This window comes from Syntrophorhabdaceae bacterium (genome assembly GCA_036504895.1).
In the GTDB taxonomy this organism is placed as follows: domain Bacteria; phylum Desulfobacterota; class Syntrophorhabdia; order Syntrophorhabdales; family Syntrophorhabdaceae; genus PNOM01.
Window position 1 is genome coordinate 1 of sequence record DASXUJ010000015.1, and the last position, 19,059, is coordinate 19,059.

Sequence of the window (19,059 nt, forward strand, 5' to 3'; positions counted from 1 at the left end):
CGGTAGTCAAAATGGAGTATGACGACGATAAGGACGACGCCCAATACAAAAGCGGCGAGCTGTTTCAAAATAAAATTGGAAGATCCACTGTAGAACGAGCTTGTGGCGCTCACGAGATTGAGGATGCCTATGCCGAAAAGGAGAAGGCCGTTGCAAATGAGAAACCAATCAAGGTGGTAAAGCCTTCTCTTATCTATTCTCATGAACCGTTGCCTCCCTCGTCTCCTTGTTTGCCTTGTATACGCTTTGGGTTATGGCTTTGGCAATGGGAGCGGACTCACTCCCCCCGTGGCCGCCCATTTCCACCAGGACCGACATGGCAAGGCCCGGGTCTTCGGAGGGGGCATAGGCGATAAACCACGCATGGTCTCCAAAATGCTTCCCCTTATCCATCGACCCCGCCTGGGCGGTGCCCGTCTTTCCGCTGATGGCCACATTAGGGAGGCGGGACGCGTACGCTGTGCCGTTCGGCTCGTTTACCACGGCCCTCATGGCATCCTTTACTCTACGGAATACCTCCTTTTTCAACTTCACATTCGCCTTCATCACGGGCTCGAAGACTTTCACCGTCTTCCCTTCAGGCGAGACGATCTTGTGTACGATCTGGGGCTTGAACGTAACCCCTTCGTTCGCCACAAATGCGGAGAGCTGGACCAGTTGAATAGGGGTAAGCCACACTGCCCCCTGACCGATGGAGACGGAAACCGTCTCCCCGTCGTACCAGGGTTGGCCGAAAGTTTTTCTTTTCCACTCCGTGGAAGGGACCACGCCGCCCTTTTCAGCCGGCAGGTCGATCCCGGTAGGTTTCCCGAGGCCTATGGCGTCCGCCATCTCATGTATCCGGTCCACGCCGAGCTTCAACCCTACATTATAGAAGTAGACGTCGCATGATTCCGTAATGCCTCTACTGACGGCCACGCTTCCGTGACCCCCTTTCTTCCAGCATCGAAATGTGCGGTTGCCATAGAAGAAGCCGCCCCGGCAGTGGAAGCTGGTGTTATCGTTGACGATGCCCAGGTCCAATGCTTTCAAGGCGCTCACAATCTTGAAGGTCGAGCCCGGCGGGTACCTTCCCTGGATTGTCCTGTTCTGGAGGGGATGGGCGGAATCCGCGATAATGGCCTTCCAATCATCCTTGTTGATTCCTGATGAAAGTTTATTGGGATCGAAAGCCGGCCTGCTGATAAGGGCGCTGACCGCCCCTGTTTTCGGGTCCATGGCGATGGCTCCGCCCTTCTTGTTCTCATACCCTTTTTCCATCACCTGCTGCGTGTCGAGATCGATGTGGAGGTACAGATTGTTGCCGGGGGTAGGCTCCACAATGTCAAGGGTCCTGACCTCCCGCCCCATTGCATCAACCTCCACCCTCTTCTCGCCGTCTACCCCCCTCAAGTAGGTCTCGTACATCCTTTCAAGACCGTACCTGCCGATGTAATCGCCCGGAGAATAGTCCTTATATTCCTTTGCCTTAAGCTCCTCTCCGTTTATTTCCGAAACATAGCCGAGCATGTGGGCCGCCATCTTGCCATGGGGATAATTCCTCTTGGGCTCGATCTGTATGTTCACGCCCGGCAGGTAAACTCTGTGGGCTTCCACTTTGGCCAACTCATCCTTATTTACATCAGACCTTATTTTCACGGGGAAGGACGGGGGAAAGCCGCTTGCCGTCTTGAGTTTATCGAGGATCTCCTCCCTCTCGATATCGAGGAGCTTCGCCAGGCCGTCGACCGTCTGGCTGAAATCCTTTATGTCTTCCGGGGTGATGTAGACGTTGAAGGAAGGCCTGGTGTCTGCGAGCACTCTGCCGAGTTTATCGAACATGACGCCCCTTGGGGCGATCACTTTCTTGACCCTTATGCGGTTCTGCTCGGACAGTTTCCTCATCTCGTTTCCCCGCATGATCTGGAGGTCCCATAAACGGAGGGAAAGGACCACCATGGTGATGATGAGGATCAGCTTACACCACTTGAATTTCAGGGTAGGGGCGACTTGCTCTTCCATTTATTCCCTGCCGAGGATCTTGGTGTCAATGTATTCGATAAAGGTGAAAAGAAAAAGGGAAAGAAAACCTGTAAATATGGCATTAGGAATAGTATACAACATGACATTCACGATATTCCCCGTCTCTCCTTTGGAGAGCAGCGAGAGGGTAAGGAAGAGGAACGATTCGAGCACCACGAAACCGCTGGAAATGTAAGCGAAGCTGTACTTTGAATCGATATAGAGCTTATTTTTAAGAAACACGGTGATCACGAAAAGAGAAAGTTTCGTGAAGAGAATTGAGCCCGGGGGGGCGTTCGACAATATCTCCTGAAGGAGCCCGAGAAGAATGGCGGTCAGGAGACCTGCCTGAGGCCCGAGAAAGAGGGTTGCGTAGAGGATAAGAGGCGTGCCGAAATCGGGTTTAAAGAAATCGATGGGCAAGAAGGAGAGTACCGACGATTCGATTACAATCAGCACGATACCGAGCAGCACGGTGATGGAGAGCCTCATTGTTTCTTCACTATCAGGACTTCGTCCAGTCTTTTGAAATTGTTGTAAGGCATGACGTCCACATCGGTGAAAATGCCCGATTTGGCCCTGTTTACGGTAATCACAATGCCTGTGGGCATGCCTTTGGGATAGACGCCGTCTTTGCCCGACGTGACGAGCTTGTCCCCGATCTCCACCTCATCGTTTTTCAGGATGTATTTCAACTTTAACGTGCTCTGGCCGGTGCCTTCGAGCAGGCCCCTCGTCTGCTTACCCTCCACGAATACGTCCACGGAGGAATTGGTATCGTTGATGACCATAACCTTTGAGTGCCACCTGTCCACTTCCACCGCCTGCCCGACGAGACCTTTGGCGGTCACCACCGGCATCTTCTCTCTGATTCCGGATTCACTCCCCTTGTCGATGATGATGCACTTGAACCAGTTCTTCACGTCCTCACCCACGACCCTGGCAGCGATCATGGTATTCTTGCGCTGCTCCATAAGGTTGAGGACCGTCTTGAGCCGTTTATTTTCACTTTCCAAATCGGGAATACGCTGGTTCTCGAGCTCCAGCGTATCGAGCCTTTTCCTGAGCTGGACGTTTTCCTTCCGCGCGCCGACCGCGTCTATGTAGGTGTCATAAAGGTATCTGGCAAATCGGGCAGGTTTTCCGATGATCGACAGGGTAGGTCCCGCAAAACCGGCAACACCGCCCTTTATCGCGCCATATCCCTTTACCAGAAAAGATGCATTGGTGAATACGAGAAATGACGCGACGATCAGGAGAACAGAGATGACTATTACAATAGGGTTCTTCAATTCGGGGTATTCTTAGAAATAGGTTGCAATCTCCTTAAGGAGGCTTATTTCATCAAGGGCCCGTCCGGTCCCTTCGACCACCGCGGTCAGAGGGTTGTCTGCGATGATTACCGGCAAGCGCGTTACTTCCTTTATAAGGAGGTCCAGGTTCCGGAGCAGGGCGCCCCCGCCGCTGATCACGATGCCTTTGTCTACGATATCGGAGGCAAGTTCGGGAGGGGTACGCTCGAGGGCGATCCTTACCGCTTCCACGATGGCGTTCACGGGCTCGGCTATGGCTTCTCTTATTTCTTTGGACGAAATCTCAAGGGTCTTTGGTATGCCGCCCACGAGATCTCTTCCCTTTACTTCCATGGAAAGCTCTTCATCGTCGGGGGCAGGGTAGGCTGAACCTATATTGATTTTTATAAGCTCTGCGGTCCTCTCGCCGATAAGGAGGTTATACTTGCGCTTTACGTACTGGATTATGGCCTCATCGATCTTGTCTCCCGCCACCCGGACCGAGTTGCAGTAGACTATACCGGCGAGACTGATCACCGCCACCTCCGTGGTCCCTCCGCCTATGTCGACGATCATATTGCCGTTAGGCTCAGTGATGGGGAGTCCCACGCCTATCGCGGCAGCCATAGGCTCTTCGATGAGGTAGACTTCGCGCGCTCCGGCCGACTCAGCCGATTCCTTGACCGCCCTTTTTTCCACCGGCGTGATCCCCGAGGGAATCGATATGACGATGCGGGGCCGGGCATAGGATTTCTTATTGTGAATCCTTTGAATGAAGTACTTGAGCATCGCCTCCGTGATCTCGAAATCGGCAATGACTCCGTCTTTCAAGGGCCTTATGGCAATTATATTACCGGGAGTCTTTCCGAGCATCTTCTTGGCTTCCTCGCCTACGGCGATGACTTTCTTCCCGCCCCGATGGTCCTTATGAACCGCCACCACGGAAGGCTCATTCGATACAATTCCTTTTCCTTTCACATACACGAGGGTATTTGCCGTACCCAAATCTATAGCCAGGTCTTTTGATATAAATCCGAAGAGAGATTGAAACATAACTGTCTGTCCCCTTTTAAGCTAATTAAAGATATTGAAAAAACAGTCTTAATATACTATTTTAAGGAGTCAAAAGCAATAAACAATGGCGCAAGGGAGAGCTAATGTTAAGATTCATGAGAAAGTATGCAACCGGCTGGTTCATAAAGGCTATATTCGGGCTGATTATAATAGTGTTTATCTTCTGGGGCGTAGGAGGTATGGAAGATAAGGAAAAGGTCGTCGCTGAAGTAGGGTCCCATAAGATCACCAGGGTCGAGTATGAGGAAGCCTACAACCGGATGGTCAATATGTACCGGTCGATCTTCAAAGAAAAATTCGATGAGTCCATCGTCAGGAAGCTCAAATTGAGGGAATCTGCCATGAACGATCTCGTGGACCGATATCTCCTCATCCAGAAGGCATCCGAGCAGGGTATGACGGTGACGGACCAGCAATTCCGCGAATCTCTCGAAAGTATCCAGGCATTCAAGAAAGAGGGAAAATTCGACAAAAAACGTTACCTGGAGGCGCTCAAGGCGAGCGGCATAGAGCCCGCCAAATTCGAGGCATCCCAGAAGGCGGATCTCCTTGCCGCCCAAATGATGACCCTTATCAGGGACAACGGGTCGGTCAAAAGCGATGCGCAGGTGTACGATGCATACGTGAAGGACAAGGGCAAGATAAACCTCGCCTACATGGTATTTGACCCTGCCGATTACACGAAGAAGGCGGAGGTGAGCGATAAAGAGGCGGAGACGTTGTACGAAAAGGAGAAGGGCACCCATATGGGAGAAAGCCGCTACAGGCTCAAGTATATAACCGTGGCCCCCGGTTCTCCCGTAAAAGATGATGTCGCCTATATGGACCTCTTAAAATCGAAAGATATTGACGCATATGGAAAGGAGAAAGGCCTTCCCGTCACGGATCTCGGCATGATGAAAGAGTCGGAGGTGCGGGAGAGGCTCAAGAACCTGAAGGCCCAGGATTGGCTGAAAGGACTCAGGAAGGGTGACATTTCGCTGCCCGTAAGGATCGATGTGCGGTCTTACATCTTTCAGCTCGTCGATCTTGAACCGGGGAAACCCCTCGATAAGGCGACGGTCATGAAGGAGATCAAAGAGCGGATTGCCCGTGAAAAAGCGAAAGGCATGGCTAAGGCCGATGCCCAGGAGGCGGTGCGCAAGAAATCGATGACGTCGGCCAGGCAGACCGGGCTCATCCCGAGAAATTCGGTGGCATTGCCCAATATAGGCCCTCTCCCCAAAGACGGTGCGGGCATCATGACCTTGTCCAAGCGCGGCGAGATGTATGATAAGCCATTGGAGATCGCGGAAAAATATTATGTTTTTACCCTGCAAGAGGAAAAGGCGCCCGATAAAGAAGAGTGGGAAAAAGATAAAGGGACGTTTAAACAGTATCTGGCCCGGAAGAATGAGGACGAGTTCTATAAATCTTTCATGGCCGAATTAAGGACGAAAAGCAAAGTCAAAATCGACTGGAAGGATATCGCGGTCACCGAAAGCGACTGATGGTCTTTCTCGGAATAGATACATCCTGCGACGACACGTCAATCGCGTTGGTCGAGGATGGGACGAGAATTCTCTCCAGTATAGTCTCGAGCCAGATAGATCTCCACAAGGCATTCGGCGGCGTAGTTCCCGAGATCGCGTCGAGGAAGCACGTTGAGTTGATTGGAGGGCTCTACGCACAGGTCCTTGAAGAGGCAGGTCTGGGCGGAGGTGAAATCGACTGCCTGAGCGTTACCGCGGGGCCGGGCCTTATCGGATCGGTGCTGGTGGGCCTTACCTTCGCAAAAGGCCTCGCCCTCGCACTCGGGAAGCCCTTCGTCGCGGTGAACCATATCGAGGCCCATGCGCTCAGTATCTTTCTCGAGCGAAAAGTGGAATTTCCTTTCATCGCCCTGGTCGTCTCGGGCGGACATACGGTAATCCTCCTCATGGAAGAGCCGTGCCGGTTCCGGGTGCTCGGGACCACGAGAGACGACGCAGCGGGAGAGGCTTTCGACAAGATCGCGAAGTTCCTCGATATCGGATACCCCGGCGGAAGGATCATCGAAGAGTACGCGGGAAAGGGCAGGGGTAATGCCGTCTCCTTTCCAAGACCCATGGCGAATGAACCCAACTTTGATTTCAGCTTCAGCGGGTTGAAGACAGCCTTTATCACCTATGTGAAAAAGCACGGGGTAAGGGAAGAGAATTTGAGTGATATACTTGCCTCCTTCCAGGAAGCGGTATTCGATGTCCTCTCCTTGAAGGTTTTGAAAGCAGCGATACACCACAAGATTTCGAAGGTTGTAGTGGGAGGGGGCGTGGCTTCCAACGGCAGGTTGAGAGAGGTGTTTCTGAAAAAGGGGCTCGACAGCGGAGTGGAGGTGATATTCTCGTCGCCCCGCTTCTGCACCGACAACGCCGCGATGGTAACTGTTGCCGGACACTTCCACTATGCCCGGTACGGCGCTTCTTTTGATCTCGATTCGCAGGGGTATTCGAGGATGTCCCTTCGCTGATCATGCTCAAGAAAAGCCTTTCCCAACACCTTATCAGAGATAAAAATATCACCGCCAAACTGGTGAAGGCAGCCGGGGTGGAAGCCACCGACACGGTGGTGGAGATCGGAGCCGGTCATGGGGACCTCACTGGACCGCTCTGCGAAAAGGCGGGCTTTGTCTACGCCGTGGAGCTTGACCGCACGTGCGCCGAATACCTGGAGACCCTTCAGAAAAAATATAAGAACCTCGAAGTTATCTTCGGAGACATCCTCAAGACGCCCCTGGCCCAGTTCAAAAGGGAGAAGCGCCTCAAAATCGTGGGGAATATCCCTTACCAGATCACGGCGCCCATCATCTTTAAGATACTGGAGGAAAGAACTATAATAGAGAGCGTGTACCTGACGATGCAAAAGGAGATAGCGCTGAGAATCGCCAGCCCGCCTTTTTCCCGGGCCTACGGCGCCATATCGGCGGTGTGCCGGATATTCGCGGACGTGAAAATACTTTTCTTCATGAAACCCGGGCTTTTTGTGCCTCCCCCGAAGATCGACAGTGCCTTCGTCTCGATGGTCCTGAAGGAAGATGAATACGCCACGGACAATGAATTAATGAGCTTCGCAAGGGCTAGTTTTCAGAACAAGAGAAAATACCTGAGCTATGCTCTCTCGAAAATGATCGACGGGGAGACGCTGTCCGCCCTTTATCAAGCCATGGGCTTTCCCCCTTCCATAAGGGCCGAAGAAGTGGAGCCGCAGAAAATAAAAGAAATCTATGAATGGATCAAGGCAAGGAAAGAGGGGGCGCATATAAAGCGCACGGGTCCCGCATGAACAGAGATAAACCGATAGGGTTCACCACCACCATACCGGTGGAATGCCTTTTCGCCGGCGGCTTCCGGCCGACCGATCTCAATAATGTGTTCATCACCGATCCCGAGCCCATGCGATTCATCGCGAGGGCCGAAGGCGACGGGTTCCCGAAGAGCATGTGCAACTGGGTGAAGGGGATCTACGGCGTGGTCATGGAACACGGCCTCGACACGGTGGTAACCGTGATGGAAGGCGATTGCTCGAATACCCTCGCCTTATCGGAAATATTGCAGTATAAGGGGGTAAAGACCATCCCCTTCTCCTATCCCTACGATAAGGACGAAAAGGTCCTGAGCCGGGAGATCGAAAAGCTTTCCCACGCCTTCTCCGCCGACGGCGAAGCTTTTAAGAAGGCGGAACAAGGCCTCGAGGAGGTAAGGAAGAAGCTCGCCCTTATCGACCGTATGACATGGGATGAGGGTGTGGTCAGCGGAGAAGAGAACCACCTCTGGCTGGTGCGCTCTTCCGACATGCTCGGCGACTACATGGAATACGGCCTGATGGCGGATAATTTCATCGCCGCCGCCTCGGCCCGGGAGCCGGTCAAAGGGGTGAGGCTCGGCTATATCGGCGTTCCCCCTATTCCCCTAGACTTCTATGGTTTCATAGCGAGTGTGGGGGGGCAAGTGGTGTACAATGAGGTGCAGCGGCAATTTTCCCTTCCCTATTTCGGGAAGGAGATCACTGAGAGGTACCTTCTCTATACCTACCCCTACGACGTCTTTTCGCGGGTCAAAGATATCCGGTCCGAGATAGAGAGGAGGTCCATTAGGGGGATCATCCATTACGTCCAGGCCTTCTGCTTCAGGATTATGGAAGATGTGATACTGCGGGAGACCCTCGGAGTGCCGGTACTTACCATAGAGGGGGACCTGCCCAAGCCCCTCGATTCAAGGACGAAACTCCGGATCGAGGCTTTCGTAGAAGTACTGACGGGGAGGAGCTGATGGAGCGGACCAGACGGTGTACGATCAGCAAGGAAGGGATAGGCTTTTTCAAAGCCATTCTCGAATCCTATGAAGACGTAGGTATATTTTCCGTTCTCGACGGGAAAAAGGGCATCATCGAGATCATTTACCCCGCCCCTTTCGAAAAAGATATGGACGGCATAATCAAGGATATGGCCCGCTACGGCATCACGATCGAGGAAGTGCACAATGGGTAAGGTCAGGAAGATACTGGAGGCCGCTATGGGCAAAGAGGCGCTCTACGGCGACGTATACAGGGAGGAACGTACCTACACCCATATTCAGCTCGAATCCGGAAAAATTGAAAAAATAGAGAAGGGCACCGACAAAGGCGTGGGCATCCGGGTGATCAGCCCGTGGAAGACCTGGTACGGATCGACCAATTCCTTCGAAGAGGAGGGGCTGCTCGATATGGCGAAGGATCTCCGGAGGTTCTCGAAAGAAGGTGAATCCGGCCGGATCGGCGCAGGGCGGAATCTCGAATGTAACTATCCCTTCAATATCACCGTTGCCCCGGAAGGGGTGGAGATGAACCGGAAGCTGGTCATGGTGAAGAACTTGGAGGCTCTCGCCAAGGCGTTGGAGCCCAGGATCAGGCAGGTACGGGTCGTTTATCGGGATACGCGTCAGGACGTGACTATCTTCACCAGCGAAGGTTCTGAAATCATGGATGACCGGACCCAGGTGGTCCTCAACCTCCTCCTTGTGGGAGAGGAAAAGGGAGAAATGCAGACCGCCTACGAGGCCATAGGCGGGTTTTACGGGTTTGAATATTTTACCGAAGAGATGATCGAAGGGCTTGCACGTAAGACCGCGAAGCGCCTCACGGGGCTACTGGGGGCTGTGGAGGCGCCAATGGGGACCAGGACCGTGGTCCTCGCCTCGGAAGCGGGCGGCACCATGATCCACGAAGCGATTGGCCATGGTCTCGAGGCGGACCTCGCGATGGAGGGACTTTCCTGCTATAAAGACCTCATAGGTCAAAATATTGCCTCTTCCCTTATAAATGTGGTGGACGACGCCACCATTCCCCATATGAGGGGTACCTATTGCTTCGACGATGAAGGCACTCCCGCAGAGCGGACAATGCTCGTCCGTGACGGGGTCCTCGTCAACTACCTCTTCGACAGGTACCATGCATTGAAATACGGCAAGCCCTCAACCGGCAACGGGAGGAGGGAGTCCTTCAGGCACAGGCCCATCCCGAGAATGAGCAATACCATGATTCTTTCCGGGAATAGCGATCCCGCGACGATCATCGCGTCGGTGGACGACGGCGTCCTGGTCGTGAAAATGGGCGGGGGTCAGGTCGACACGGTACGGGGTGATTTCGTATTCGAGATATCGGAGGGCTACATCATCGATAAGGGCGCAGTAGGACCCATGATCAAAAACGCCACCATGATGGGCAGCGGATTGAAAGTGCTGCAGGAAATCGACATGGTGGGCAATGACCTCGGTTTCGGCATAGGGACCTGCGGCAAGGACGGACAGGGTGTGCCCGTCGCCGACGCCCAGCCCACACTCAGGATACCCGAGATAGTAGTGGGCGGCAAGGCAACGGGCTAAGATTCCACCCTGCCTCCCTTTCCCCTCGCTCCGCAATGCATGTCAGGCGGCCGCGCGCCCTTGTAATCGGACATTTAAGAAATTAAATATATTCTAAACAATTTAAGCTGCCGGTGAGGCAAAGCCGCCTTTACTCGTGAGCGAGACGGCTTCACCACCTCATGGAATACTCTGCAAAGGGAACGGCGGTCAATAATGAGCGGTTGGAGTAAAGAAGCCATCCAACCCGCGTGGAGGCGCGTATGAAGTATATTACAAGAAGGGGCTTTCTTCTCGGTACCGGGTCGGGGTGTGCAATAGGCCTTGCCGCGGCCGGCAGTCTGTTCGCCGCGACGAAGAAGGAGGGCGCGGCAGAAAATGAAATCTCGCCGACAGAAGACCTGATGAGGGAGCACGGTATTCTCCGCAGGATTTTTCTCATCTACCGGGACTGGATAAGACGGCTAAGGGCAGGCAAGACGGATGAGATCGACACCCTTGCCGACTCCGGACGTATTATCCGGACTTTTGTGGAGGATTATCACGAGAAGCTCGAAGAAGACTACCTCTTTCCGCGGTTGAAAAAGGCGGGGAAAGAGCTCGATCTGGTCGAAATCCTTACGGAGCAACACCGGACGGGCAGAATGATTACGGATAAGGTGCTCGGCCTCACGAGCATCGGCTCAGTGGGGGCGGAAAATAACGGGAAGACGCTTGTACGGCTTTTGAGCGCCTTCGTCCGCATGTATGAGCCTCACGCAGACCGTGAGGATACGGTTCTTTTCCCGGCTTTCCATAAAATCATATCTTCGGCAAAATATGACAAATTAGGAGATATATTCGAAGGAAAGGAGAAGCAGTTGTTCGGAGAGGACGGATTCGAGAAGATGGTGGAAAAGGTTGCCTCCATAGAGAAAAAGCTTGGATTATACGATCTCGCCCGGTTCACTCCGCGCCTCTAGCTCCTGTCCGGGCACGCGCTCCGGCTAATTTTTCGGAAGGAAAGGAGAAAAGGAATGGCTCTTCTCATTAAAGCGGTCCTGAGCCTGCTTATCATCTTCGGCGCCACCGCTATCGCCGGGAAATTCCCTTCAACAGGGGGCCTGATTGCGGTCATGCCGCTCACAGGGGCAATTGTCCTCCTATGGGTCCACATTGAAAGCAAGGGGAACACGGCGATCATGCAGGCCTTCACAAAAGGCGCCCTTTGGGGCATTTTACCGAGTATAATTTTTTTTCTCGTAGCCTTTATCTGTTCCAGGAGAGGCTGTACCCTTGCAAAGACTCTGGGCGCATCATTTGCCGCATGGGCTATCGCAGCATTCGCGCACCAGGCTTTAGTGAGATGACCCGCCCGTCTCCGGCGGGAAGGGCAATAACCCCTTCTCCCCCGCGGGAGGGAGGTGCATAGGCGTATGCTCCCCCTGTGAAGAAGAACTTAAAGGAAGGAATTTACGGGGAGCCGGTTTTCCGGCGGATAACTTTGGGATCGGGCACTGCGGATCAAAACGCGCTGAGAGGGGAGCATTTTACGCCTTGCTCACAGGGGCCGGATTAATCCGGCCCCTGTGTTACTATCTAAAGTCGGTTTAACGTGAGGATCCTGCGGCTGCACTCTTTTTTTCCGCATTGTCGGTTTCCTTCGAAACCACCGTCATGTCCTTCGTGGCCTTTTTCGCGCTGCCTTCGCCTTTGAGGACGTTCGTGGCGATGACGACCCGCATGATCTCGGATGTGCCTTCATATATCTCCGTTATCCGGGCATCCCTGTAATACCTCTCCACGGAGAATTCCTTGGTATACCCATAGCCGCCGAAGATCTGGATCGCTTTATGGGTGACGCGGTGGGAAACCTCGGAGGCGAAGAGTTTCGCCATAGCGCATTGTTTGGAGTATTTCTGGCGCTGATGGGTGTTCATCATTATTGCGGCCTGGTACACCAGGAGCCTTGCCGCCTCTATATCTGTTGCCATATCGGCGATCATGTTCTGAATCGTCTGCAGCTCGGAGAGGGGCTTATTGAACTGTATCCTTTCCTTGGCATAGGCTATTGCATCTTCATACGCTGCCTGAGCGATACCGAGAGCCTGGGCGGCTATTCCTACCCGCCCGCCATCGAGGGTATGCATGGCGATGCTGAAGCCCTGGCCTTCCTTTCCCAGGAGGTTCTCTTCCGGAATTACGCAATCGGTGAAGACGAGCTCAGTGGTCGATGAGGCGCATATGCCGAGTTTCTCTTCTACCTTGCCCACCGCAAAGCCGGGTGTTCCCTTTTCAACGATGAACATGGAGAGGCCTTTGTGGCCGATCCCTTTCGTGGTGATCGCCATGACCACCGCCACATCGGCTACGCCCCCGTTCGTGATGAATGTCTTTGCTCCATTGAGAACCCAGTTTCCATTCTCGCGAACCGCAGTGGTCCTGGTGCCGGATGCATCGGAGCCTGCCCCTGACTCGGTGATGCCGAAGCATCCTATCCATTCCCCCGTGGTGAGGCGTGAGAGATATTTCTGTTTCTGCTCCTCAGTACCGAAGTAGAAAATAGGAGAGAGGCACAGGGAATTGTGGGCTGATACGGTCACTCCTGTCGACGCGCATCCCCGTGACAGCTCTTCCACGGCGATCGCATAGCAGAGGTAGTCCATGGCGGCCCCATTGTAATCTTCCGGATATACTACTCCCATGATTCCCATAGCACCGAGCTTCTTTACTGCATCCCAGGGAAACTCATGGTTTTTGTCAAATTGTGCGGCTCTCGGCTTCAATTCTCTGTCCGCAAATTTTCTGCATGCTTCACGAATCATCAAGTGTTCTTCTGAGAGATTAAAGTCCATATCTTAAACTCCTTTCAAATAGAATAGTTATATGATCACCTGCGGTCAGAGCCAGGCCGCCGTCTGTTCGTCGAGCCGTGGGTGTCATTTTTCCACGGAGAGGGGACCTTTTTCTGACTCATGTTCAATCCGTACATTGCTCTTACCTGTGCCCCGGAGAAAATACGCGGGAAATCCCCACGTGGCACTTCATCTTTTTGAAGAAAGGCTGCTTCGCTCGAATACAACCGACTCCTCCTCGATCCAGACTGAATGTTCAACCAGGCTGCTCGCTTTGAGGTCCCTGGCGAGAGTGAGAGCCGCCCTGCTGCCCTGGGGGCTCGGCGCATCGGTGTCCCATGTGAACGCCACGGCCATATAGTTTCGAAAAGACGAGTTGCGGAAGATCCGGGCTTCCACCAGTCCCGGTTCGTTGATCACCGTAATTGCACTATCAAGCAAGAGGTCCGAAAGCCATTTTTGATTCTGTTCCGGTGTTCTTGCCCGTATCGTCTCTATCCATCGCATATCCGGCCGCTATCCCTTTCTGTACTTATTTATAGCCAGGCAGTTTCCTTCAGCCCGTCCCTTTATGTACTAAATTTAGAGCAAGTAATATGCCATAATATGAATTCGTGTGATATCAGTATGTTACGAAAGAAAGGATGAAGACAATTAAATTAATGGCATTAAAACTATCATATATGATAAAAATATTATAAAATGAGGTTGAACCTAATGTTACATGAGGAGCATGCTCAGATGAGAGTTGATGAAAACGAATTTTTTAGAGAAGCGAGCATCAGGATATGCAGTAGCCTTGACATTGAAAAAGCCCTTTCTAACTGTCTTTTCTATGTCCGAAGCGTGATGCCGGCGGACGAGATGGTGCTCACAGTATACCATAAAGATGAGGGAAATCTGGAAGTGGTCGCCTCGGCGGATGAGCAAAACTGTATGCAGCGGACGGACAGGATCCCCATGCCCCTTCCTGTCAGACACAGCCTCGAAGAGCCGGGACTTTATCCCCGGGTGAGGATGGCAAACGATCTCTTTGACGATGAGATCGTGCGATATGTGGCGGAGCAATACCACTGGCCGCCCTCCTCGCTTATTGTCGTGAGATTGATCGTGGAGGGCGGGCTCGTGGGCACGCTGATCCTCAGGGCCACAGGGAAAGGGCGGTATACGGAAGAGGACGCCAGGCTGTGGCGCCTTCTCAACGAGCCTGCTGCAATCGCGCTTGCCAACAGCAGGAGGTTTCATGAGCTGGAAAAGATAAAGGATGTGGTCTCGGACGACAGCAAATATTTTCAGGACGAGCTCGGCAGGAATTTCAACGAGGATATTATCGGTGCCGGATTCGGGCTCAGGACGGTGATGGAAGCGGTATTCAAGGTCGCTCCCTCGCCGAGCCCCGTGTTGCTTTTCGGAGAGACCGGGACCGGTAAGGAGGTGATCGCCCATGCCATACACAGACTTTCGGCACGGAATCGGGGCCCCATGATTACGGTGAATTGCGGCGCCATCCCGGAATCGCTGATAGACAGCGAGCTTTTCGGTCATGAGAAAGGCGCCTTCACCGGGGCCACGTCGCAACGGAGGGGCAGATTTGAACGTGCGGACGGAGGCACTATCTTTCTCGACGAGGTGAGCGAGCTGCCTGCAAATGTTCAGGTGCGCCTTCTCCGGGTATTGCAGGAAAAGGAGATCGAGCGCGTAGGCGGCTCTAATCCGATTAAGGTCGACATACGCATAATCTCGGCGACTAACCGGGACCTGAAGACGCTGATGACGGAAGGCTCTTTCCGGAGCGACCTCTATTACCGGCTTGGCGTCTTCCCGGTCTTTATTCCGCCGCTACGGGAGCGAAAGGGGGATATCCCCGCTTTGGCGGATCATTTCATGGCGAGAAAGGTCAAGGAGATGGGCCTTCCCTACGTGCCGCGGCTCGGGGCAGGGGGCATCGAAAGGCTGATGAGGTACGATTGGCCGGGGAACGTGAGGGAGCTGAATAACGTGATCGAGAGGGCTATTATCGTGAATAAGGGCGAGCCCCTTACATTCCAGGACCTTCGCGATGCGCCCGCGGAGGGTCCTGGCCCGAAGGAAGCGCCCGTTCCTCTCGTAGAGACAGCGGCTGACCTGAGCCTTCACCGCATGGAAGAGCGCCACATCAAAAGGGTGATGGAGATGACCCATGGGTATATCGACGGCAAGCGGGGCGCGGCAGCCCTGCTTCAGATCAAACCCGGCACCCTGCGACATAGAATGAGAAAGCTGGGGATCCCTTTCGGCAAGCAGGCAAAGGAGACCTATGACGGGTAAAAAAAGAGAGGGGACGGTGTGAGCCGCCCCCTCTCCGATTCAGGGTGATAGGGTTGTGAAACGTTTCCGCGAGCCTTGGCGCGCGTTGAAGATGCCTTTTATTGGTGGTCCTTCCACATACCGAATCTCTCTCTCAGGATCCTGTGAAGGATCTTGCCGGTAGGCGTCTTGGGCATCTCTTCGTCTTTAATGAAGGCGACTTGCTTGGGGACCTTGAAGCCCGCGATCTTGCCCTTGCAGAATGCGGTTATTTCTTCGCCCGTGGCCGTCTGTCCTTCATGGAGCACCACCACTGCCAGGACGGTCTCTCCCCATTTGTCATGGGGCACACCGATTATCGCCACGTCTTTTACTTTCGGATGGCTCCCCACGCAGTTCTCGACTTCCGAGGGGAATATATTTTCGCCGCCCGAGATGATCATGTTCGCTTTCCTGTCAACGAGAAAGAGGTAGCCTTCCTCATCCTTATAACCCATGTCGCCTGCACTGAAGTACTGTCCCTTCAGGGCGGCCGCTGTTTTTGCCTCATCTTTCCAATAACCGGAGAAGAGCTGGGGGCTCCTTGAGTATACTTCGCCGACCACCTTAGGCTCGGTGATCAGTTTGCCGTCTTCGTCATAAAGCTCGAGGAGATCGGTGCCGATGACCTCGCGGCCGCAGGAGCCGAGTTTGATGAGCTGCTCTTCCGGCTTCAGGATAGTCACGCAACCGGCCTCAGTCGAGCCGTAGGCTTCATCGAGCTTGGAATTCGGGAACATTTCGAGGATTCCCAATTTCGTGTCTTTCCGGGCAGGCGCCGAAGAGATAAGGAGCTTCTTGATGGTGGTGAGATTGTATTTCTTCTTCACCTCATCGGGCAGGGAGAGCATCATGATGTAGTGGGTCGGCACGAGGGACGTGAAAGTGACCCCGTGGTCCGAGAAGGTCTTGAGCAGGTTCTCGGCGTCGAAGCTTATCATGTTGTAGCACATGACGGTTGCGCCTACCCATGTGGCCACGAAAGAGTAGTTGAGTGAATTGATGTGGCAGCACGGCATGACGAGAAGGTTCACGTCGTCATGGCTGAAGAAGTGGTCGTGGATCATGATGAAATACTGGGACAGAAGGGACCTGTGGCTCTTCATGACGCCCTTCGGTTTTCCCGTGGTGCCGCTGGTGTACATGATGATCCATGTGTCTTCGGGATCGACCACGGTCTCGGGCTCCTTGGGACTTGCTTTGGCCATGGCCTCTTCATAGGCGACGTAGCCGTCGTACTTGGGGTTATCGAAACCGAAAGCTACATAGTGGGTGACGGTAGGGAGGTTTTTCTTCATTCCGTTGGTCATATCGATCCACGGGAATTCCTTGCCGTCTTTCTTGTCAGCCCCGCCCTGGACGATAAAGACTTTGCACTCACTGTGGTTGATGTTATATTCCATCTCCGGCGCGGAGAGCCTGAACATGATGGGCACTACTATGAAGCCGCCTTTTGCCGCGGCGGCATAGATATCCATCCACTCCACGGTGTTGTATGCGAGGACCGCAAACCGGTCGCCCTTTTTCATACCCATATCGGCCAGCGCGTTGGCCAGTCTGCAGGAGCGCTCGTTCCACTCTTTGAAAGTGAACTCTCTGTAGAGGTCTTTTGCGCCTACTTTGTTAGGCCATTTCGCGGCGTTTACCCGCAGTGTCTCTTTTGCTGTAAGCCAAAAATCTGTCTTCATACTAACCTCCTCCATAATTTTGTAGTGTACCTAAGGAACCGCCTTCTGGAATGCTGCGGTCCTGCCAACCCCCTGCTCGAGCTATTTTTCTCCTTTCGGAGAAAAATCTCCGAGACTTTTGAACAGTTCAGTAGTCATCTGCTCCGCCACCCGTTCTTCTTCCCTTATCCGGTCTCGCCCGCGAGCAGCGCCGCACCCAGGGCGGCGGTTATCTGTGGTTCCGGGGGAACCATAACGGCCATGCCCAGCTCGGCTTCAATCGCTTTTATGAGCCCTAGGTCTTTTGCGCCTCCCCCGGTCACCGCGCAGTCCGGGGTGAGGCCCAGGCGGGTAACGAGATTGACTATCTTCGAGGCCATTGCCTTATGGACGCCGGCGAGTATGTCGCCTGGGCCCGCGCCTTCGGCGACCCGTGAGACGGCTTCCGATTCCGCAAAAACCGCGCATCCCGTGGTGAATTCGACCGGCCTGGTCGCAGTCATGGAAAGAGGTCCGATCTCATCTATAGTGATTTGGAGGATGCGGGCGATCACCTGAAGGAATTTTCCGCTTCCCCCCGCGCATTTTTCGTTAATGACGAAATTGGTGACTTTCCCTGCCTCATTTATGCCGATTGCTTTACTGAATTGGGCGCCCACGTCGATCACCGTTCTTACCGAGGGGAAGAGAAAGTGGACCCCTGCCGCGTGACAGGAGAAATCGGTAATCGTCCGTCCGGAAAATTCGACCATGGCTGCTCCATAACCCGTCGAGACTGTGTGGGATATGCGGTCCATGGAAATGGCGGCCTTTCCCAATGCCTCATCCACTACCTGCTTTATCGCACCTTTATAGTCGCCGCCGGAGGCCGCAATCGCAAAGGACCCCACGACCCCGTCTTTCGAAATTACTGCCTTCGAAAAACCCGAACCTACGTCGATGCCCAATACATACGCCATTTTATTCCTCTGAAGCTGAAATCCTACACCCGCCGGACTAAGACCGGGGGAGTACTTATGAAGCTTTCAGGAAAAGAGCCGCGCCTCTTTAAGGCCGGTGCCGCTCCTTTCTATTTCACGGCCCATAGACAGGGCCTTTTCATATAGCTCTTTGCCTATCAGCGCCCCTCCAAGGGCGCCCGTAATCAGTGGCTCCGGCGGGACGAGCAGGGGAAAGCCGAACTTCGTTTCAAGGGCCTTTACCAGACCGGCATTTTTCGCCCCTCCCCCTGTTACCGCCACATCAGGCTCCACCTTCAGTTTCCTCACCATGGCGTAAACCCTCGTGGCGACGGCATCGTGAATGCCGGCAATGAGGTTTGCCACCGGCTCCCCGGTAGAAAGCCGGTTTATTACCTCCTGCTCTGCGAAAACAGTGCAGGTATTACTTACAGGAGTGATTTTTTCGGCGGAAAGGGAGAGGGCGCCGAGCTCCGTAAGGGGCACCCCGAGGGCGTCGGCAATGACTTCGAGAAACCTCCCGGTCCCTGCGGCGCATTTATCATTCATGACAAAGTCGGTCACTTTCCCGTCCCTGATCTTTATCCCTTTGCTGTCCTGGCCGCCTATGTCGACCACTGTCCGTGCAGTAGGAAGCAGACTGTAAAGCCCCCGTGCATGGCAGGTAATCTCCGTCACCTGCTTGTCCGCGAAGGGCACGTTTATCCGGCCGTAACCCGTCGCCACTATATAGGACAGATCTTCGAACCGGAGGCCCGCGCGGTCGAGGGCCTCCTCCATTACCTTGTTCGCGAGCTTTCGATGCTCCGGTCCCGTGGGCCCTATGTACGACGCTTCAAGCCTGTCGCTCATGATCACCACTTTGGTCATGGTGGACCCGATATCTACACCCGCGAAATAATGGTTCATCTCCACGCGCCCCTTATACTGTCCGTGAGTGGAGCACGTCTCAATTCTTTTTCTTCTTATAGGCGTCGAGGGCCTCTATAAAGGCATCGATCCTGTTGTGGGTGTCCGATTCGTTGTAGGAGCTTATGTCCACGATGTCGCCT

At 53.8% G+C, this 19,059-nt stretch carries 19 protein-coding genes; 9 read left to right on the plus strand and 10 right to left on the minus strand.

Annotated elements, in window-relative coordinates; translation table 11 throughout:
• The 5 genes from VGJ94_02040 to VGJ94_02060 all read right to left on the minus strand — a co-directional run.
• Nucleotides 1–203: hypothetical protein (locus tag VGJ94_02040; GenBank protein ID HEY3275373.1), on the minus strand; the 203-nt coding region annotated here is incomplete at its 3' end.
• On the minus strand, nt 190–2,001 hold the full coding sequence (gene mrdA / locus VGJ94_02045) for a penicillin-binding protein 2 (protein ID HEY3275374.1): 1,812 nt from the start codon (nt 1,999–2,001) through the stop codon (nt 190–192). The genes mrdA and VGJ94_02040, both read right to left, overlap by 14 nt.
• Nucleotides 2,002–2,493, minus strand: a complete 492-nt coding sequence (locus VGJ94_02050; GenBank protein ID HEY3275375.1) for a hypothetical protein — start codon at nt 2,491–2,493, stop codon at nt 2,002–2,004.
• Nucleotides 2,490–3,293, minus strand: coding sequence for a rod shape-determining protein MreC (gene mreC / locus VGJ94_02055; GenBank protein ID HEY3275376.1), 804 nt, complete (start codon nt 3,291–3,293; stop codon nt 2,490–2,492). The genes VGJ94_02050 and mreC overlap by 4 nt, the downstream gene beginning before the upstream one ends.
• Before the next feature lie 12 nt (nt 3,294–3,305).
• Nucleotides 3,306–4,346 (minus strand): rod shape-determining protein, encoded by a 1,041-nt coding sequence (locus VGJ94_02060; GenBank protein HEY3275377.1) that lies wholly within the window; start codon nt 4,344–4,346, stop codon nt 3,306–3,308.
• Nucleotides 4,347–4,450: 104 nt separating this feature from the next.
• Here VGJ94_02060 and VGJ94_02065 point away from each other — a divergent pair, with 104 nt between their 5' ends.
• The 8 genes from VGJ94_02065 (at nt 4,451) to VGJ94_02100 (ending at nt 11,571) form a co-directional block, all read left to right on the plus strand.
• Nucleotides 4,451–5,857, plus strand: a complete 1,407-nt coding sequence (locus VGJ94_02065; protein HEY3275378.1) for a SurA N-terminal domain-containing protein — start codon at nt 4,451–4,453, stop codon at nt 5,855–5,857.
• The gene (gene tsaD / locus VGJ94_02070; GenBank protein HEY3275379.1) at nt 5,857–6,855 is read left to right on the plus strand and encodes a tRNA (adenosine(37)-N6)-threonylcarbamoyltransferase complex transferase subunit TsaD; all 999 of its coding nucleotides are present in this window, start codon (nt 5,857–5,859) and stop codon (nt 6,853–6,855) included. The genes VGJ94_02065 and tsaD overlap by 1 nt, the downstream gene beginning before the upstream one ends.
• A 2-nt stretch (nt 6,856–6,857) precedes the next feature.
• Complete coding sequence (gene rsmA, locus VGJ94_02075) at nt 6,858–7,667, plus strand: 16S rRNA (adenine(1518)-N(6)/adenine(1519)-N(6))-dimethyltransferase RsmA (protein HEY3275380.1); 810 nt, start codon at nt 6,858–6,860, stop codon at nt 7,665–7,667.
• A complete protein-coding gene (locus VGJ94_02080) occupies nt 7,664–8,653 on the plus strand; it encodes a 2-hydroxyacyl-CoA dehydratase (GenBank protein HEY3275381.1) in 990 nt (329 codons plus the stop codon). The genes rsmA and VGJ94_02080 overlap by 4 nt, the downstream gene beginning before the upstream one ends.
• Nucleotides 8,653–8,871, plus strand: coding sequence for a DUF4911 domain-containing protein (locus tag VGJ94_02085; GenBank protein HEY3275382.1), 219 nt, complete (start codon nt 8,653–8,655; stop codon nt 8,869–8,871). The genes VGJ94_02080 and VGJ94_02085 overlap by 1 nt, the downstream gene beginning before the upstream one ends.
• Complete coding sequence (locus VGJ94_02090) at nt 8,864–10,243, plus strand: TldD/PmbA family protein (protein HEY3275383.1); 1,380 nt, start codon at nt 8,864–8,866, stop codon at nt 10,241–10,243. The genes VGJ94_02085 and VGJ94_02090 overlap by 8 nt, the downstream gene beginning before the upstream one ends.
• Nucleotides 10,244–10,485: 242 nt before the next feature.
• Nucleotides 10,486–11,184, plus strand: coding sequence for a hemerythrin domain-containing protein (locus VGJ94_02095; GenBank protein ID HEY3275384.1), 699 nt, complete (start codon nt 10,486–10,488; stop codon nt 11,182–11,184).
• A gap of 54 nt (nt 11,185–11,238) precedes the next feature.
• The gene (locus VGJ94_02100) at nt 11,239–11,571 is read left to right on the plus strand and encodes a DUF3147 family protein (GenBank protein HEY3275385.1); all 333 of its coding nucleotides are present in this window, start codon (nt 11,239–11,241) and stop codon (nt 11,569–11,571) included.
• Nucleotides 11,572–11,811: 240 nt separating this feature from the next.
• Here the strand turns inward: VGJ94_02100 and VGJ94_02105 are convergent, their stop codons facing one another.
• Complete coding sequence (locus tag VGJ94_02105; protein HEY3275386.1) at nt 11,812–13,056, minus strand: acyl-CoA dehydrogenase; 1,245 nt, start codon at nt 13,054–13,056, stop codon at nt 11,812–11,814.
• A gap of 189 nt (nt 13,057–13,245) precedes the next feature.
• A complete protein-coding gene (locus VGJ94_02110; protein HEY3275387.1) occupies nt 13,246–13,563 on the minus strand; it encodes a hypothetical protein in 318 nt (105 codons plus the stop codon).
• Nucleotides 13,564–13,797: 234 nt separating this feature from the next.
• Here VGJ94_02110 and VGJ94_02115 point away from each other — a divergent pair, with 234 nt between their 5' ends.
• A complete protein-coding gene (locus VGJ94_02115) occupies nt 13,798–15,363 on the plus strand; it encodes a sigma 54-interacting transcriptional regulator (protein HEY3275388.1) in 1,566 nt (521 codons plus the stop codon).
• A gap of 98 nt (nt 15,364–15,461) precedes the next feature.
• Here the strand turns inward: VGJ94_02115 and VGJ94_02120 are convergent, their stop codons facing one another.
• From VGJ94_02120 to VGJ94_02130, 3 genes are all read right to left on the minus strand, one after another.
• On the minus strand, nt 15,462–17,069 hold the full coding sequence (locus VGJ94_02120) for an AMP-binding protein (GenBank protein ID HEY3275389.1): 1,608 nt from the start codon (nt 17,067–17,069) through the stop codon (nt 15,462–15,464).
• Nucleotides 17,070–17,233: 164 nt separating this feature from the next.
• Nucleotides 17,234–18,007 (minus strand): acyl-CoA dehydratase activase, encoded by a 774-nt coding sequence (locus VGJ94_02125; protein HEY3275390.1) that lies wholly within the window; start codon nt 18,005–18,007, stop codon nt 17,234–17,236.
• 66 nt (nt 18,008–18,073) lie between these two features.
• Nucleotides 18,074–18,916, minus strand: a complete 843-nt coding sequence (locus VGJ94_02130) for an acyl-CoA dehydratase activase (protein HEY3275391.1) — start codon at nt 18,914–18,916, stop codon at nt 18,074–18,076.
• Nucleotides 18,917–19,059 lie beyond the last annotated feature (143 nt).

Excerpts from the sequence above, each read along its gene's own strand:
- mrdA (HEY3275374.1), bottom strand. The coding sequence starts at position 2,001 with ATGGAAGAGCAAGTCGCCCCTACCCTGAAATTCAAGTGGTGTAAGCTG.
- VGJ94_02050 (HEY3275375.1), bottom strand. The coding sequence starts at position 2,493 with ATGAGGCTCTCCATCACCGTGCTGCTCGGTATCGTGCTGATTGTAATC.
- VGJ94_02060 (HEY3275377.1), bottom strand. The coding sequence starts at position 4,346 with ATGTTTCAATCTCTCTTCGGATTTATATCAAAAGACCTGGCTATAGAT.
- VGJ94_02065 (HEY3275378.1), top strand. The coding sequence starts at position 4,451 with ATGTTAAGATTCATGAGAAAGTATGCAACCGGCTGGTTCATAAAGGCT.
- tsaD (HEY3275379.1), top strand. The coding sequence starts at position 5,857 with ATGGTCTTTCTCGGAATAGATACATCCTGCGACGACACGTCAATCGCG.
- rsmA (HEY3275380.1), top strand. The coding sequence starts at position 6,858 with ATGCTCAAGAAAAGCCTTTCCCAACACCTTATCAGAGATAAAAATATC.
- VGJ94_02080 (HEY3275381.1), top strand. The coding sequence starts at position 7,664 with ATGAACAGAGATAAACCGATAGGGTTCACCACCACCATACCGGTGGAA.
- VGJ94_02085 (HEY3275382.1), top strand. The coding sequence starts at position 8,653 with ATGGAGCGGACCAGACGGTGTACGATCAGCAAGGAAGGGATAGGCTTT.
- VGJ94_02090 (HEY3275383.1), top strand. The coding sequence starts at position 8,864 with ATGGGTAAGGTCAGGAAGATACTGGAGGCCGCTATGGGCAAAGAGGCG.
- VGJ94_02095 (HEY3275384.1), top strand. The coding sequence starts at position 10,486 with ATGAAGTATATTACAAGAAGGGGCTTTCTTCTCGGTACCGGGTCGGGG.
- VGJ94_02100 (HEY3275385.1), top strand. The coding sequence starts at position 11,239 with ATGGCTCTTCTCATTAAAGCGGTCCTGAGCCTGCTTATCATCTTCGGC.
- VGJ94_02105 (HEY3275386.1), bottom strand. The coding sequence starts at position 13,056 with ATGGACTTTAATCTCTCAGAAGAACACTTGATGATTCGTGAAGCATGC.
- VGJ94_02110 (HEY3275387.1), bottom strand. The coding sequence starts at position 13,563 with ATGCGATGGATAGAGACGATACGGGCAAGAACACCGGAACAGAATCAA.
- VGJ94_02115 (HEY3275388.1), top strand. The coding sequence starts at position 13,798 with ATGAGAGTTGATGAAAACGAATTTTTTAGAGAAGCGAGCATCAGGATA.
- VGJ94_02120 (HEY3275389.1), bottom strand. The coding sequence starts at position 17,069 with ATGAAGACAGATTTTTGGCTTACAGCAAAAGAGACACTGCGGGTAAAC.
- VGJ94_02125 (HEY3275390.1), bottom strand. The coding sequence starts at position 18,007 with ATGGCGTATGTATTGGGCATCGACGTAGGTTCGGGTTTTTCGAAGGCA.
- VGJ94_02130 (HEY3275391.1), bottom strand. The coding sequence starts at position 18,916 with ATGAACCATTATTTCGCGGGTGTAGATATCGGGTCCACCATGACCAAA.